15 protein-coding genes are annotated in these 15,158 nt (G+C 58.2%); 9 read left to right on the top strand and 6 right to left on the bottom strand.

The features are described from left to right. The first annotated feature begins 47 nt into the window (after positions 1-47). The 5 genes from ABIZ35_RS06165 (at position 48) to ABIZ35_RS06185 (ending at position 6,342) form a co-directional block, all read left to right on the top strand. The gene (locus ABIZ35_RS06165) at positions 48-803 is read left to right on the top strand and encodes a 5'-nucleotidase (protein WP_348219001.1); all 756 of its coding nucleotides are present in this window, start codon (positions 48-50) and stop codon (positions 801-803) included. Positions 804-1,204: 401 nt separating this feature from the next. After that, positions 1,205-2,122 carry an alpha/beta hydrolase gene (locus ABIZ35_RS06170; RefSeq protein WP_348219002.1) on the top strand — a complete coding sequence of 306 codons (918 nt, stop codon included), beginning with the start codon at positions 1,205-1,207 and terminating at the stop codon, positions 2,120-2,122. Between the two features lie 150 nt (positions 2,123-2,272). Further along, entirely contained in the window at positions 2,273-2,536 is a 264-nt protein-coding gene (locus tag ABIZ35_RS06175; RefSeq protein ID WP_348219003.1) for a hypothetical protein, read from the top strand. A gap of 30 nt (positions 2,537-2,566) precedes the next feature. Next, entirely contained in the window at positions 2,567-4,855 is a 2,289-nt protein-coding gene (locus tag ABIZ35_RS06180) for a GH92 family glycosyl hydrolase (protein WP_348219004.1), read from the top strand. Positions 4,856-4,887: 32 nt separating this feature from the next. Beyond that, entirely contained in the window at positions 4,888-6,342 is a 1,455-nt protein-coding gene (locus tag ABIZ35_RS06185; protein WP_348219005.1) for a glycoside hydrolase family 125 protein, read from the top strand. Between the two features lie 45 nt (positions 6,343-6,387). On the opposite strand, the gene ABIZ35_RS06190 is transcribed toward ABIZ35_RS06185, so the two are convergent. After that, positions 6,388-7,866, bottom strand: a complete 1,479-nt coding sequence (locus tag ABIZ35_RS06190; protein WP_348219006.1) for a hypothetical protein — start codon at positions 7,864-7,866, stop codon at positions 6,388-6,390. A 114-nt stretch (positions 7,867-7,980) separates the two neighbouring features. Here ABIZ35_RS06190 and ABIZ35_RS06195 point away from each other — a divergent pair, with 114 nt between their 5' ends. The 4 genes from ABIZ35_RS06195 (at position 7,981) to ABIZ35_RS06210 (ending at position 12,871) form a co-directional block, all read left to right on the top strand. After that, complete coding sequence (locus tag ABIZ35_RS06195; protein WP_348219007.1) at positions 7,981-8,481, top strand: sigma-70 family RNA polymerase sigma factor; 501 nt, start codon at positions 7,981-7,983, stop codon at positions 8,479-8,481. Further along, a complete protein-coding gene (locus tag ABIZ35_RS06200; RefSeq protein WP_348219008.1) occupies positions 8,474-9,025 on the top strand; it encodes a hypothetical protein in 552 nt (183 codons plus the stop codon). The genes ABIZ35_RS06195 and ABIZ35_RS06200 overlap by 8 nt, the downstream gene beginning before the upstream one ends. A 137-nt stretch (positions 9,026-9,162) precedes the next feature. Beyond that, positions 9,163-10,248: a bifunctional DNA-binding transcriptional regulator/O6-methylguanine-DNA methyltransferase Ada gene (ada, locus tag ABIZ35_RS06205; RefSeq protein ID WP_348219009.1), complete on the top strand. Its 1,086-nt coding sequence runs from the start codon at positions 9,163-9,165 to the stop codon at positions 10,246-10,248. Positions 10,249-10,444: 196 nt separating this feature from the next. Next, the gene (locus tag ABIZ35_RS06210; RefSeq protein WP_348219010.1) at positions 10,445-12,871 is read left to right on the top strand and encodes an EAL domain-containing protein; all 2,427 of its coding nucleotides are present in this window, start codon (positions 10,445-10,447) and stop codon (positions 12,869-12,871) included. A 19-nt stretch (positions 12,872-12,890) separates the two neighbouring features. Here ABIZ35_RS06210 and ABIZ35_RS06215 read toward each other — a convergent pair whose 3' ends face one another. The 5 genes from ABIZ35_RS06215 to ABIZ35_RS06235 all read right to left on the bottom strand — a co-directional run. After that, the gene (locus ABIZ35_RS06215; protein ID WP_348219011.1) at positions 12,891-13,499 is read right to left on the bottom strand and encodes a hypothetical protein; all 609 of its coding nucleotides are present in this window, start codon (positions 13,497-13,499) and stop codon (positions 12,891-12,893) included. A 73-nt stretch (positions 13,500-13,572) separates the two neighbouring features. Then, positions 13,573-14,097, bottom strand: coding sequence for a hypothetical protein (locus ABIZ35_RS06220; RefSeq protein ID WP_348219012.1), 525 nt, complete (start codon positions 14,095-14,097; stop codon positions 13,573-13,575). A gap of 89 nt (positions 14,098-14,186) precedes the next feature. Beyond that, positions 14,187-14,585, bottom strand: a complete 399-nt coding sequence (locus tag ABIZ35_RS06225) for a type II toxin-antitoxin system VapC family toxin (protein WP_348219013.1) — start codon at positions 14,583-14,585, stop codon at positions 14,187-14,189. Then, on the bottom strand, positions 14,578-14,829 hold the full coding sequence (locus ABIZ35_RS06230; RefSeq protein ID WP_348219014.1) for a type II toxin-antitoxin system prevent-host-death family antitoxin: 252 nt from the start codon (positions 14,827-14,829) through the stop codon (positions 14,578-14,580). The genes ABIZ35_RS06225 and ABIZ35_RS06230 overlap by 8 nt, the downstream gene beginning before the upstream one ends. A gap of 102 nt (positions 14,830-14,931) precedes the next feature. Next, positions 14,932-15,158: hypothetical protein (locus ABIZ35_RS06235; protein ID WP_348219015.1), on the bottom strand; the 227-nt coding region annotated here is incomplete at its 5' end.

Here is a 15,158-nt window from a genome sequence, read left to right on the forward strand (position 1 = left end):
GAGAAGGGGCCGGGGGATGAGGGCCGAACGCAAGCCATGGAGAGACCGTGAAGAACAACCCATTTCGGAAGACGGTGATCCTGTCCCTGGTCGGTCTCGGACTGACGGCGGCGTTCGCCGCCGCCGCCCGGTCGGCGTACGCGCGGAACGAAGCTCGCGGCGACGCCGCGCAGCAAGGCGCTTCCGGAGAATCCAATCTCGCGGCCTCCAAAGACACCATCCATATCGCCCAGCCTCTTGTGGGCGAGGGCTCATCCGAACATGAGACGAACCTGGGCAACTTGATTGCCGACTCGATTCGCGCGGCGAGCAACGCGGAGGTCGCCATTCTTCCCGCCGACGAGATCTCTGAAACGACGATTCCCGCAAGCGACATCAAGCCCGGCGACCTCGCCAAAGCCCTGCGCTACGCCAATGACCCAAGCGACACAATCGTCGTTCTGAACCTCACGGGCAGCCAGATCCTTCAAGCAGCCGAGCGGTCGGTCTCGCATCTCCCCCAGCCCTTCCCCGGCTTCCTCCAGGTCAGCGGTCTGCAAGTGCGCTACGATCCCACCCAGCCCGTCGGCAAACGCGTCAAACTTGCCGGCGCCGACAGCTCCGAGATTTCCTCGACCAAAACATACCGTGTCGCCACCACCCGCACCCTCGCCGGCGGCGGCCTCGGCTACTTCAAAGTCTGGAAGAAAGCCGACATTGCCGACGACACCAACATCTCCGTCACCAAAGCCCTGGCTACATACCTCGCCGGCCACAAAGTCCTCACCATCGCCATCGAAGGCCGCGTCGCGCCGCTGAAGTAAATAACCACTCATTGGTAAAATCAATGCCTGTTAAAAGAACAGCCCTTGGTCTGGCGGTTATTCTCGGCCCGGGAATATGCGCATTGCTATGTGTGCTGTTGTTTCCCTCCTGGCTCGCAAAGCATATTTGTCTCACTCTCGCTTTCGCGATCTTGCTGGTAGTGGCGCAGTCATGGATGATGAGAGCATTTAATAGGAGATTTCCCACAAGCGGCTTCTAAAGCGACAAGGCCGCAATCTTAACATTCTCAATCGCCTTAGTATTGCAAATGGCCCAAAACAAGCGCTATAATCATTGAAACATTTCACCTTGTATTAGCCTCTAAATTTCAGAGACGATCGTGAGTTGTTTTTCAGGTGCAACCGGTTTCATAAACTCGCATGTCGCAAGGAAGGTCTCAATGTACAAATCACAGCTTCTTATTCTCGTCGGCGCAGCGCTCGCGCTTTCAATGACATTTGCAACATCCGTCAAAGCCGCGCCTGCGGCGCAGGCGACAGCGGCTTGGCCGGGCGAGGCGACGGATTATCATGGGTTTCAATGCTATCATCTCAAGATAGATGGATGCGACGCCATGGTAGTCGAGCCGAAGCAGGCGGCGCCCGGCAAGCCTTGGATCTGGCGCGCGATGTTTTGGGACGCCTTCCCCAATGTCGATCTGGCGCTGCTTGACAAAGGCTTTTATCTCGCTTATATTGAAGTCGGCAATACGTTTGGCTGTCCGGACGCGATGGCGCATTGGGACCCGTTTTACAAGACGCTCACCGAGACTTACGGTCTCTCCAAGTATCCCGCTCTGGAAGGATTAAGCCGGGGCGGCCTGTATATTTACCGATGGGCCGCCGTCAATACGGACAAGGTCGGCTGCATCTACGGCGACGCCGCTGTGTGCGACTTCAAAAGCTGGCCCGGCGGCAAGGGCAAAGGCCCGGGCAGTCCCGGCGATTGGGCCGAGCTGATCAAGGACTATCACTTTAGCTCGGAAGCCGACGCGCTTGCTTTTCAGGGCAACCCCTTGGACATTATGGAGCCGCTGGCGAAAGCTCATATCCCGATCATCCATGTGTACGGCGACGCCGACACGGACCTGCCGCCGGACGAGAACTCCGTGATCGCCCGCGAGCGCTATCTCAAACTCGGCGGAACGTTCTTCACCATCGTCAAGCACGGCTGCGCCCACCACCCCCACGGCCTCTCCAGCCCCGCCCCCGCCGTGGATTTTATCGTGGCGCACACGGGACATAAGCCATCGAAGAAGAAATCACCCGCCGATCGTTCTGGCGAGATCGTCACGCTCCAGCCGGGCGAGTGGCAATAACGAGAGCATCGTTTACAAAAGACGGACGGAAGAAAGTTAAAGGAAATCATGAGTTTCGATCTTGCCGTCTTTTACAGCTCCCGAGCGCTCTCCAAAGAAGAGGCTAAGAGGCGTTGCCTGGACTCATCGGAAGTCGAGGAGGGCGCTCCCATGATTGCTTTTCAGAAAGATTTAGCAATTGTCTATCCCGATTTAGAGGCGATCCCGGAAGATAAATTAGAGGATTCGCCGTGGAGCTTCAGCCCTGATCGATCGGGCGGTCACACGTTCCTCTGCATACGATGGTCCGCAGTGGATGCGGCTGTTCCGATCATCTTCGAGATCGCTTTAAAGCATAACCTTGTCGTGTATGATCCGCAAGATGACGAAGTTTATGTCTCGAATGAGCTGTTTGATGCATCCCCACAGCCTTAATTTCACAGTCCATAATTGGAACACCCAACGATGAAAAAATCAACTCCATTCCAACACCCGGCTCTACGCCACGCCTTGACGATAGGCCTGATGCTTCCAGCCGGGTATCTGCACGCGGCCGATCTGAACAAACATGGCGACCCGGTTTCGTACGTGAATCCCTACATCGGAAACATCAGCCATATGCTGATGCCGACGTACCCAACCATCTCGCTTCCGAATGGAATGCTGCGTATTCGTCCGGATCGCCCGAGCTTCACGGATCCTCGCCTCAATGGCTTGCCGCTCACGCAGCCCACGCATCGCGGTGATCTGCTGTTTCATCTCAGTCCTGTTTCGGACGCGAATGCGCGCCTATCGCCGGTGATGCAGTACTCTTACGACCTGGAAAAGACCGAGCCGTATCGGTATTCCGTGACGCTTGATGATGCGATCGATGTCGCGTTCGCGCCGGCGCGCCGGTCCGCCATTTACACGTTCACGTTTACAAAACCGGGCGCGCGCACCCTGGTTCTTAGTACTGGAGATGGGGAATTGAAGGCGGATGGGACGGTCGTAACCGGCTTCCAGAGATATTCCGGTACGAAAGTCTATCTGTATCTCGTGACGAGCGCCGCGCCGGAGAAGGCAGGCGTGCTGGACAATGGCGTTGCGCAGTTTGGAACGGCGACAGCGTCGGGGCGCGACGCCGCCCTGGCGCTGTCGTTCGCCGGCGACCACGCCGCCGTTCGGTACGGCGTCTCGTATGTCAGTCTCGATCAGGCGAAAAAGAATCTGGAGAGCGAGATCCCGGATTTCGATCTGGATAAGGTCGCCGCGAGCGGGCGCAAAGCCTGGAACGATGCGCTGGGCAAGATCAAAGTCCAGGGCGGTTCGGACAACGACAAGACGGTCTTTTACACGGCGATGTATCGGACTTACGAACGCATGGTGGACATCTCCGAGGACGGCCAGTACTACAGCGGGTTCGACGGCAAAGTTCATGACGACAACGGCGTGGATTTCTACAACGACGACTGGAGCTGGGATACGCACCGCGCGGATCATCCGCTCGGCATCCTGATCAATCCCGGGCAGGAGTCGCAGAAAGTCGCCTCCTATCTCCGCATGGCGGAGCAGTCGCCCGAAGGCTGGCTTCCCACGTTTCCCGCGCTAGGCGGAGACGGACACTGTATGAACGGACTGTACAGCGCCGCGATCATCTGGGACGCCTACAGCAAGGGCATCCGTGGATTTGACCTGGCTTCGGCCTACGCGCACGTTAAAAAGACAGTGATGGAGTCGACGGCGCTTCCCTGGGCGCGTGGTCCTGTCAACCGGCTCGACGAGTTTTACAGCGCTCACGGCTACTACCCGGGTCTGAAACCCGGCGAGCCGGAAACGGTCGATCAAGTCAGCAGAGGCGAGCGGCGACAATCCGTCGCGATCACCCTGGCGGCCAGCTATACCGACTGGTGCCTGGCGCAGATGGCGAGGGAGCTGGGCAAAACGGACGATTACGAATTCTTCCAGAAGCGCTCGTACAACTACCGAAATCTGTTCAATCCCGCGACCGGCTTCTTTCATCCCAAGGACGAGTCGGGCGCGTTCATCGAACCGTTCGACTATAAGTACTCTGGCGGAGCGGGCGGACGCGATTACTACGACGAAAACAACGGATGGACCTATCGCTGGGGCGTCACGCACCACATCGCCGACGTGGTGGATTTGATGGGCGGGCGCGCGAAGTTCGTGGAGAACCTGGATCAGCTCTTTGTCGAGGACCTCGGCAGAGGCCGAAGCGACTTCTACGCCGCATTCCCGGATTCCACGGGCAACGTCGGACAGTTCTCCATGGGGAACGAACCGAGCATGCCCATCCCCTATCTCTATAACTACGCCGGCGCGCCCTGGAAGACCCAGAAACGCATGCGTTCGCTGATGGAGATGTGGTTCCGGAACGATCTGATGGGCATCCCCGGCGACGAAGACGGTGGCGGCCTCTCCGCCTTCGCCGTTTTCTCATCGATGGGCTTCTACCCCGTGACGGCAGGCCTGCCGATTTACAATATTGGCAGCCCAATCTTCACGCGCAGCGTTTTGAACCTGGGAAACGGCAAAACATTCGTCGTCGAAGCGAAACATTGTTCCCGCGATAACAAGTATATTCAATCGGCGAAGCTGAACGGCGCCGATTGGAGCAAGCCCTGGTTCCGCCACAGCGATATCGCAAACGGAGGTAAACTGGAGCTGGTGATGGGAAACCGTCCCAACAAAAGTTGGGGCGCGTCGCCGGACGCCGCGCCTCCCTCGGACGGTCCGGTCTCAGCGTCGCCATAATCATCTCGAAATCAAAGCACGGAGCGACCATATTGCAGACACGACGACACTTTCTGAGGGCCGGCTTCGGCGCGGCGGCGCTCCTTGCGGCAGGCCGCGAACTGCCGCTGCTGGCCGCCGACACCACAGCGGACGCCACGCCCGCTTCGAGCTTCACTTCCAAACGGCCCCCGATTGGCGAGCGCCGGTTCCAATCGGACGCAGTCGAAGCTAAGATTGTGGAGATGCGGGGGCGGATCGGGGATCCAGAACTCGCCTGGATGTTCGAGAACTGCTACCCCAACACGCTCGATACCGCCGTGGACTTCAAGGAGATCGACGGCAAGCCCGATACGTTTGTGATCACGGGAGACATTGATGCGATGTGGCTTCGGGATTCATCGGCGGAAGTCTGGCAATACCTGCCGCTCGCTAAGAGCGATCCCAAGCTGAACCGTCTTCTGCAAGGCGTGATCCGGCGGCAATCGCAATGCATTCTGCTCGACCCGTACGCGAATGCGTTTTTGGCCGATCCTAACGGCAAAAGCGAATGGTCGGGCGATTATACCGTGCTGAAGCCGGGCATCCACGAGCGCAAGTGGGAGATCGATTCGCTCTGCTACCCCATTCGTCTTGCGCACGGCTACTGGAAAGAGACAGGCGACGCCGCGCCGTTCGACGCGCAGTGGGAGAGCGCCATGGAGACGGTGCTGCGCACCTTCCGGGAACAGCAGCGCAAGGATGGCAAAGGCCCGTATTACTTCCTGCGTGAAGGCGTCAAGCCCGAACCAAACGCGCCGATCCCGGATCCGGCCTACGGCCCGGCGGTCAAACCCAACGGCCTGATCTGTTCGCGCTTCCGGCCTTCGGACGATGAGACGACATACCAGTTCCTGATCCCCTCCAACTTCTTCGCCGCCGTGTCTCTTCATCAAATGGCGGAGATGCTCGATCAGATCCGAGGCAATCATAAGCTGGCGTCGCAGGCGTCGGCTCTTGGGCGCGAGGTCGAAAAGGCCCTGCAAAAATACGCCAAGCAAACTTATCCCACGCAGGGCGCCGTCTACGCCTACGAACTTGACGGCCTCGGCAATGTAAGCCTGACGGATGAGGCGACCAACACCCCCAGCCTGCTCTCGCTCCCGTATCTGGGCGCAACACCCGTTTCCGATCCAATCTATCAGGGCACGCGCCGCCTCGTCTGGAGCCGGGACAACCCCTGGTTCTTCGAAGGAAAGTATACGGGCGTCGGTGGCCCGCACACCGGCCGCAACCAGATCTGGCCCATCGCCACCATGATGTACGGCCTCACCAGCACCTCGGAAGCGGAAGTCACGGCGTGTCTCCAAACTCTCAAAGCGACTCACGCCGGCACGGGCTTCATGCACGAATCGTTTAATAAAAATGACGCCAGCCGCTTCTCGCGCCCCTGGTTCGCCTGGGCCAACTCCCTCTTCGGCGAGTTCGTGATCCAAACCACAGACCGGTTCCCTAAGGCGCTCGGGTAGCAAGAGCGCGGTTCCCATCACTCAGGAAAACGACGATCTAGCCTTTCAAGGCTTGACCGTCGGTCCCATGCTCTTTACATGGCCATCGGCGTAGAGCACGATTCGCGCGCAGGGCAGCAGCATTTCGCCGATCATCAGTGTCGCCGGACTCTCCAAGCTGGCCAGCGATAGATTTACCGGCGCGTGATATACAAATTTCCCCTTTCCCATGGAGAAGAGACTCTCGTCTTTGAGATAGGGATAAATCGCGTCGTGATAACCAGCCGCGGCGGGATATTTCTCGTCGTTGTCCTGCACGTACATGATGATCCCCAGACCAATCTGCTTGAGATTGGATGTCGCGATTTCTCGTTCTTCCTCACAGGTCAGCGGCTCTCCCGCCGTTAGTTTCTCCCGCGTGTCCGCATTGCGCTTTCCCAAACTCGTCAAAAACACGTCGCCGTGAGCGATGAACGCTACGGCCTTGCCGGTTGGAGCCCACTGTATTTGCGGCTCGTCGCTGCTGGGAACGACGCCCACGAGCAGCGCGCTGAGCTTGGGTGCGCCGGGATCGCGCTGAAGCCAAATGCTCGCGACACGCGCGGGGTCGTTCGCACGCGGCGCCGGCAGAGAATGAGACGCGACGCTGAGCACCAGGGAAGCGTCCTTGGGATCGATGGTTCCGCCCAAGGAATGCGTCTCCGCCAGCGCCAGCGCCGGAACATTCCCCCACCCCTCCGGCAGCGCGCCGTCCGCCACCGTTCCGCTTTCCAGATCGTGCGAATGGTAAACGACGGGCTTTCCTTTGATCTTACGCAACGACAGAAGATGCGTATCGTCGATCCAGCCCAGCACGGCGTCGAGAGGATCGACAGTGACTGTCTGCAGCTTCTCCGTCAAGGGATCGTAGAGAAAACAACTTCGTTCGTAACGGATCGGGCGCTCCCAGAAGATCACTTTTTTTAACAGCAGCAGACGGTCGTGCGCGGGAGACCAGGCGTACTCCAGGGTCGCCGGGTTCTCCTGCGTATCTGTCGCGTTGACGGGGATCGTCTTTGCATCGATCGAGGCGGCGGTGAGATCGAGCGATTCTAAATGACGCGAAAACAGAGCAGTTTCCTTCCCCAAGACTAGCTCCATTCGCTGGAACAAAAGATATCGATCGTCGCCCGCCCAGCCCACGATGCTCAAACGCGGCAACTCGCGCGGATTCTGCTCATCCTTCCCCACCAGCTGTTTCACCAAAGTCATCACCTCGGGATCGCGGCGCCAGGTGTCGACCAGTTTAAGGGCGAAATAACGCTCGCCATGATCCTCCACATAGCTCACATAGGCGATCTTCTCGCCCGAGGGGCTAAACTGATACTCTCGCACATCCTCGCGCAGCGTCAGTTGCCTTGTAGATTCCACGTCCAGCATCTTCCCTTCGCCGAGATAAATCCCATGTCTCGCGCCTGAAGCGTTGAGAGCGTCGGCGCGGAGGGCGACAGGCAGGGAATACAGCAGCACAGCGAGTAAGAAGAGAAAGGCGCCACGGATAACCATTGTGTGTCTCCCAAAGAAGTTCATGTGTGGACAACGGGGAAACCGCCGAAAGAGTTTCGGTAAGTCGTGTAAGATTTCGCGCCCTTCCGGCAACTCATCGGGAAAGGAGGCGCAATGAAGCCTGATTTTTTAACGCTGATCTCGCAGAACCAAGGCGTCATTTATAAGATTTCGCGCATCTATCGGGATTCCCAAGAAGACCGCGAGGATCTGTTCCAGGATATCGTCTACCAGCTCTGGCGATCCTACCCGGCGTTCAAAGGAGAGTCGAAACCGTCCACCTGGATCTACAAGGTCGCGCTGAGCACCGCCGTGATGGCGTTCCGGTCCCCCAAAGAACAGTTTCGGCGGCGTCAACTGCCCTGGGAAACAATCGACCGATCCGCCCCATCCCCCACCTCGGCCGCAAACGAGCGCACGACGTGGCTTTATGAAGTCATCGCGACATTCGACCCGGTGGAGAAGGCGATCGTCACCTTGTATTTAGAGGAGTATAGCTACAAAGAGATCGCGGAGATCGTTGGGATCACGGACAACCATGTCGGCGTGAAGATCAGCCGAATCAAAGACAAGTTGAAAGAGCGCGCCGCTCAAGAAGGAGACGACAATGGATGACATCAAAGCGCTGTGGCGTCAGGGCGACGCCAGCGGCCCTGCAAAGACCCCCTCGGAGCTGGAAGCGATGGTCCGCATGAAATCGCGCGCAACATTCCTGCGCACAAGCCGAAAACTCATCATCGAATCGCTCGCCTTCGGAGTGGTGCTGTTCGCCTGTCTGACGGGACTGGCCTCACCGCTGAGCCAAAGCGAAGCAACCGGGCTGCTGATCGCCGTCGTGACGTTCGGGATCGTCAATAACCTTGTCCTGCTGCGCGTCGCCCGCCCCGCTCCTCCGGAGCGAAGTATTCGTGACGCATTGACACAGGCGGCGGCCAGTTTCCGAACGCAAAAATGGGTCGGCGCATTATTCACGGTGCTCTACTTCGCCACACTCTTCTTCGTTCTGCTGGCGCACGTCCAGTTCACGTCACTGAAGATCCTGGAAACGGGATTGATCGTCGCCGGGAGCATCGGCGTGCGCCTCTGGTTCGAGACCCAACTCTGGAACCGGCAGATCCGGGAAGTCGATTCCCTTCTGGGAAGCTTAGGAGCTTCTTAGCTGGCGGCGTCCTCGATTGTCAACGTCAGTGACGAATTGGAAAGCAAGGACCGGAGTGTGCTGCGGATCCTCGTTACGCTATACTGTGAACAAGAACGGATCGAGAAGCGTCCGTGGCAAGCGAGAGGAGCGATCCAATGGCGTCTATCATGGAGCAGCGCGAAGCAGGGACACAGCCGTACACCGGCGATGAGGAAAAATGGGAGGCGGTCACGCGGCGCGACCACGACGCCGACGGCGCATTCTTTTACTCGGTCAAGAGCACGGGCGTTTACTGCCGCCCCTCCTGCGCCTCGCGGCTGGCGAACCGCGAGAACGTCCGGTTCCACACCAGCGGCGCCGAAGCGGAACAATCCGGCTTCCGCCCCTGCAAACGATGCCGCCCAAACGAAGCGGCGCTGGCCCAGCGCCACGCCGCCGCCGTTGCCGAAGCATGCCGAATCATCGAAGCGTCCGACGAAGCGCCTAGCCTCGACGCACTCGCCGAAGCCGCCGGCGTCAGCCGCTTCCATTTCCACCGGCTGTTCAAATCGGTCACCGGCGTCACCCCGAAAGCCTACACCGACGCCCACCGCGCCCGGCGTGTCCGCGACCAGATCGCTCAGGGGACCAATATCTCCGAAGCGATTTACGAAGCCGGCTATCAATCCAGCAGCCGGTTTTATGAAACTTCCAACGACCGGCTCGGCATGACGCCCACCGCCTTCCGCAGCGGCGGCGCCGGGGCCGCGATCCGTTTCGCCGTCGGCGAAAGCTCCCTAGGCGCGATCCTCGTCGCGGCGACCGAGAAAGGCGTCTGCGCCATCTTACTTGGCGACGACCCCAACACCCTGGTCCAAGACTTGCAGGACCGATTTCCGAAAGCACAGATCACCGGCGGCGACCAAGAGTTCGAAACGACCATCGCCCAGGTCATCGGCCTCATCGAATCCCCCACGCGCGGCCTTGACCTCCCGCTCGACATTCGGGGAACGGCCTTCCAGCAGCAAGTCTGGCAGGCCCTCCGCGAGATCACCCCCGGCTCAACCGCCAGCTACGCCGACATCGCCGCCCGCATCGGCCGCCCCAAAGCCGTCCGCGCCGTCGCCCAGGCCTGCGCCGCAAACGCCCTCGCCGTCGCGATCCCCTGCCACCGCGTTGTCCGCACTGACGGCGCCCTGTCCGGATACCGCTGGGGCGTTGAACGCAAACGCGCCCTGCTGAACCGGGAGGCTGGGACATAACTCGCTCAATAATTTCATATTATCCGATAAGAATTCATGATCACCTCACGTCTCCATCTAGAGAAGAAAGATGGAAACTCCGATATAAAATAGCGGCTAACCGTTTTGTATCGAGGGAATTCGTTTTCGGTCCATGCAACGGCTCTTCCGTGGAATTGGCTAGATTACGACGACGGGTGCGCTAGGATATGTTTTCATGAACTGCTTTCGGAAATTTACAACCGGGTCGAAGCTGATTGGCGGCTTTGGGCTTTGTCTTCTTTTGGCGTCACTCGTCGGCGCGATGGCGCTTGCGCAGATGTCGATCATGACGCAAACGTCTGAGGCGATGCTGAACGAAGTGGTGACCGGGGAAAAGTGGCTGGGCGAATTCCATGTCAATGCGCGGCGGCTGCGCACGCTGGAGATGGAGCATGCTTTGGCCCCCGCCGCCGATCAGCCGGCGCTGGAGCGTGATATGCTCGTCGCCGAGGCAAGCACAGCAGAAGGGCTTCAGGAGTACGGCCGCACTGTGCTCGATCCTGTCGACCGAGATAACTTCCAGATCCTGCAAAACGACTGGAGCAGCTATCTGGCGATGCACAAGACGGTGGTTCCGATCAGCAGGCTGGGGAATAAGGACCGGTCCTATGCGGAGCTGAGCGGGCCGATGCGGACGCGTTTTCTGCACATGCGCAGCGTCACGGAACAGATGGCCGAATGGAACTACCGCCACGGCGTCTGGTACGGCCATCGTATGCGACAGCATTATGTGCAGAGCAAGGCCTGGGTGATCGGGCTCTTGATCGCCGCTCTCGCGGCCGGCGCCGCGATCGGCCTTTTCATCACACGCTATCTCACCCGGGTCCTGCGCAATTTGGAAGGCGAAGTCGCCGAACGCTGTCTGGCGCAGGCGGCGCTGCAGGAGCGTGAACAGCGCTTCCGCGCCATCATCACCAACTCACAAGATGTTTTCGCCATTCTGAACCAGGACGGCAAAGTCAGTTACATCAGTTCGGCGATCACCTCGATTTGGGGTTTTTCCGTAGAAAACACGATCGGAACACAAGGGCGCGACTGGGTTCATCCGGACGATCAGGCGCGCTCCGAAGCCCTGCTGGCGCAGGCGCTGGAGCTTCCGGGGCGCAATGTCTCGACGCAGCTGCGCCTGCGCCACAATGATGGCTCGTGGCGCAACTCCGAGGTGATCATCAACAATCAGATGGCTGACTCTGCTGTCGCCGGCTTCACGCTAACGTTTCGGGACATTATGGAGCGGGACGCCTTTGAAGAGCAGCTCAAGCATCAGGCCTTTCACGACGTGCTGACGGGGCTCCCCAACCGCGCGCTGCTTCTCGACCGTTTGGACCGGGCGCTGGCGCGCTCGCACCGTCATGGGCAGGACGTCGCCGTACTCTTTATCGATCTCGACAATTTCAAAATCGTCAACGATAGCCTGGGGCACGAAGCCGGCGATGACCTTCTCACCATCGTCGCCGAGCGCCTGAGCTCCAAAGTCCGTCAGCAGGATACGGTGGCGCGTTTTGGCGGTGACGAGTTCGCGATTCTTCTGGAAGACGCCGCCCCCGGCGAAGCGGTGGAGATCGCGGCGCGGGTGGCCGAAGAAATGCGCAAGCCTCTTTGCATCCAGGGGCGGGACATGTTTGTGACCGCAAGCATCGGCGTGGCGCTCAGCCTGGACAGCAGCGGAGACGCCAACGGCCTGCTGCGGGACGCCGATATCGCGATGTATCAGGCGAAAGCGGACGGCAAAGCGGCCACCGTGACGTTCGACCGCAGTATGACCGCCCGCGCCGCCGAGCGGATGGAGCTGGAAAGCGAGCTGCGCCGCGCGATCGAGCAGGGACAGCTGCGGCTGCACTATCAGCCGATCATCGCGCTGAGTACCCAGCAGATCAGCGAAGTGGAAGCTCTGGTTCGCTGGGAGCACCCGACACGCGGCTTGATCCCGCCGGGCAAGTTTATCCCGATTGCCGAGGAGACAGGCTTGATTGTTCCGCTCGGTAAGTGGGTTCTGGAGGAAGCGTGTCGTCAGGGCCAGGAGTGGCGCGAAAGCGACCCGGAGAACCTCTCACTTCTAATCGGCGTCAACCTTTCGACACGACAATTTCAGCAGGAAGGCTTGATCGAAGAGATTGCGGAGATTTTGGACCGTTCGGGTCTGCCGCCCTCCAGCCTCAAGCTGGAAATTACGGAAAGCCTGATGTCGTCACACCCGGAAGACACGATCGCCAAGCTGGAGCAGATCAAGGCGCTCGGCGTGCATCTCGCCGTGGACGATTTCGGCACCGGCTACTCGTCCATGTCATATCTGGCGAACTTCCCCGTGGACACGCTCAAGATCGACCAATCGTTCGTGCAGCGTCTGGGAAGCAGCAGCGAGTCCGATGCAATCGTCCAGGCGATCATGACGCTCGCCAAGGCGCTGAACCTGCGCGTCACCAGCGAGGGCATTGAGACCGACGAACAGCACGCCCTCCTGCGCGCCATGGGCTGCGACCACGGCCAGGGCTACCTCTTCTCCCGTCCCATCACCAGCCTCGCGCTGACCGCGCTGCTCACCAGCCAATCCCTCACCGCGCAAAGCGAAGAGGACGGAACCGACCATCGCCGCGCCGCCTGATCGAAACGGTAAAAAACGCCTACCCCCGAAACTCGTGATGGTAAGCGTTCCAAATATGCGCCTCATAGCGCAACGCATAGTTCTCGGCGTAAGGCTCCCCGCGTCCGCTGTGCTTCTGGCGCTGGGTGCTCATTCGGTCATGATGGTGTCCAAGTTCATGCAGCAAGATGTGCAGGAGCTGATAGGCGCGGATCGACGCCTCATCGAACTTGCACAAATAGTAACCGTCATCCGTCGCTTCGCATGGCACGACAAGGCGCTCGAAGATTTCGCAATGGCTCTTGTAGTGCTCGGCAGAATATTCTATCCACTGGTGGGCATCCCAAGCACTCAGATAAATTACGCCTGCGCTATAGTAGCGGCCGTCCAGATCATCCACCCCCTCGGATAACACAATTGCGTTCAGACCGACGGCGATACGATCCCAATCCGGCAGCAATTCCAGAAAGCGATAAACATCGCTCGTACTGACGACATGCTTGTACCCCTTGCCTGCGCGTCGACGGTCGATCTGCACCATACGCGGCGTCGGCGCCCAAAAGTAATCCGGGCTCTGCGTCCACTGGTTCTTCTTCCGAACAGCGCCGTTTGTGACTTTTGGCGTCGATTTGCGATTCCCGCGCTGCATGGCCCCCTCCCACAAATTGCCTTCGATGACGCAATCCATATCGGACGAGGCGAGCGCGTTGGTAAAGAGGGTTTTACTGATAGTAAACAGATGGGCTCACAAGCCAGATTTCTTGCAGAGCGTCGCCGGAGAGTGTGTAACGAACATGGGAGCTGGCGGCGACCACATCGGTAATCGGAAGTGTATCGATGCCGATCCGTGCGAGTGTGCGGTCTGACGTACAGATCAGATCCATGGGATGGTCAAGAGAATACAAGCGCAACGTTTGTTCCGCCTCCAGCTGGGTCAGGGGATTGGCTAGAATGAGGTTTCCCCGCCGGGTTGGCGAAGGAGCGGTCAGTCGGTCATCGAATTGGAAGCGGAAGCCAATGTATTCAATGTATTTGATCTCATATTCCTCGGAAAGATCGAAACAGAGTTGATCAATATTGTCGGCATCGATACTCACGCCAGGTTTGGATCGGACCTTGGGACACTCGCTGAATAGCTCCGTATATAGGAGCGAGACGGGAAACTGCCAACTCATTTGAGCTTCCGGATAGTAAGCGTCACGGATCGTGAATTTCAGGACATATTTGTCGATTGATGTATCTTTCATGGGATATTGTGAGGTTATCAACAGAATTAGTCTCTTGTCGTATGACGGCGAAGAGTCCAAGTTCCGAAAATCTTCAAGCATTCAGAAGATTACCAAATACGGGGAACACCATAATGATCGAATGCTGTATCGGCGCCGATCAAAGTGAAGCCATTGGCCAGGCAAGTACAAGCAATAATTCTGTCAAAGGGATCTTTATGAGCAAGTGGATACGGCAGCTTTGAAATACCGATCAGTGCTTCACGAGGAATCGGCTCTATTATAATTCGCTGACTGTCGCAAAACTCAAAAAGTCCATCTACAGTAAATTTCTCGGCGAATTTCCCGTAGCTGAGTTTAATTCCGATCTCCCAAATACTCGCGACTGAGACACGCACATCGCTTTCGGACGCTTCTAAAAGTTCGCGAGCTACTGGGGAGAGTTCTGGAGAATCCCAAAGCGCCCAAAGAAGAACATGAGTATCTGCAAGAAAGACCGTTCTACTCATATTCTTCCATTCCGGGAACGGGAGTCGCCATGAACTCCTCAATATTGAGAGGAATATGCTTGAAGGCGCCAAGCTGACGTTTGGGAGGAGTGGCTTGCTTTTCCAAGGACTGGAAGCGATCATAATCCACGAGAACAACAACTGGACGACCAAAGCGCTCAATGACAACTGTATCCGTTCGAGCAGAATCAATAAGACCGCCTAAATTACGCTTGGCGTCCGTGGAATTGACGACGATAGTCATAAGAGTGTCCCTCCATAACTATTTTACCATTATTTTAATTAAAACAAGAAAAATATTAATTAATCTCCCTCTCATTGAAATTGATGAGAGGGAGATTGGAGGTTACGCCGACGCGCTCCGCACGCCCGTCCGGCCCACCGGGCGCGGGGGCTGTTTGGGAGAATCGACTGTGCCGGGTTCGCCGTTTTTGGGCATGGCTTTGGCGAGGACTTCGACCATCTCCTCGACCACTGTGAGCATGCGGGCGGGGGTGTCGGGGGTCGCCAGGAACACGACGTCGGGAAGGAACTGGTGCTGCATGTAGAGGCGGGCCAGTTTCTTGATGGTGT

Origin of the sequence: Capsulimonas sp. (assembly GCF_039929585.1) — a bacterium.
Classification (GTDB): Bacteria; Armatimonadota; Armatimonadia; order Armatimonadales; family Capsulimonadaceae; genus Capsulimonas.

Bases quoted from the DNA above. Each gene is read 5' to 3' on its own strand.
- ABIZ35_RS06170 (WP_348219002.1), top strand. From the start codon at position 1,205: ATGTACAAATCACAGCTTCTTATTCTCGTCGGCGCAGCGCTCGCGCTT.
- ABIZ35_RS06175 (WP_348219003.1), top strand. From the start codon at position 2,273: ATGATTGCTTTTCAGAAAGATTTAGCAATTGTCTATCCCGATTTAGAG.
- ABIZ35_RS06180 (WP_348219004.1), top strand. From the start codon at position 2,567: ATGAAAAAATCAACTCCATTCCAACACCCGGCTCTACGCCACGCCTTG.
- ABIZ35_RS06190 (WP_348219006.1), bottom strand. From the start codon at position 7,866: ATGGTTATCCGTGGCGCCTTTCTCTTCTTACTCGCTGTGCTGCTGTAT.
- ABIZ35_RS06195 (WP_348219007.1), top strand. From the start codon at position 7,981: ATGAAGCCTGATTTTTTAACGCTGATCTCGCAGAACCAAGGCGTCATT.
- ABIZ35_RS06200 (WP_348219008.1), top strand. From the start codon at position 8,474: ATGGATGACATCAAAGCGCTGTGGCGTCAGGGCGACGCCAGCGGCCCT.
- ada (WP_348219009.1), top strand. From the start codon at position 9,163: ATGGCGTCTATCATGGAGCAGCGCGAAGCAGGGACACAGCCGTACACC.
- ABIZ35_RS06210 (WP_348219010.1), top strand. From the start codon at position 10,445: ATGAACTGCTTTCGGAAATTTACAACCGGGTCGAAGCTGATTGGCGGC.
- ABIZ35_RS06215 (WP_348219011.1), bottom strand. From the start codon at position 13,499: ATGCAGCGCGGGAATCGCAAATCGACGCCAAAAGTCACAAACGGCGCT.
- ABIZ35_RS06220 (WP_348219012.1), bottom strand. From the start codon at position 14,097: ATGAAAGATACATCAATCGACAAATATGTCCTGAAATTCACGATCCGT.
- ABIZ35_RS06225 (WP_348219013.1), bottom strand. From the start codon at position 14,585: ATGAGTAGAACGGTCTTTCTTGCAGATACTCATGTTCTTCTTTGGGCG.
- ABIZ35_RS06230 (WP_348219014.1), bottom strand. From the start codon at position 14,829: ATGACTATCGTCGTCAATTCCACGGACGCCAAGCGTAATTTAGGCGGT.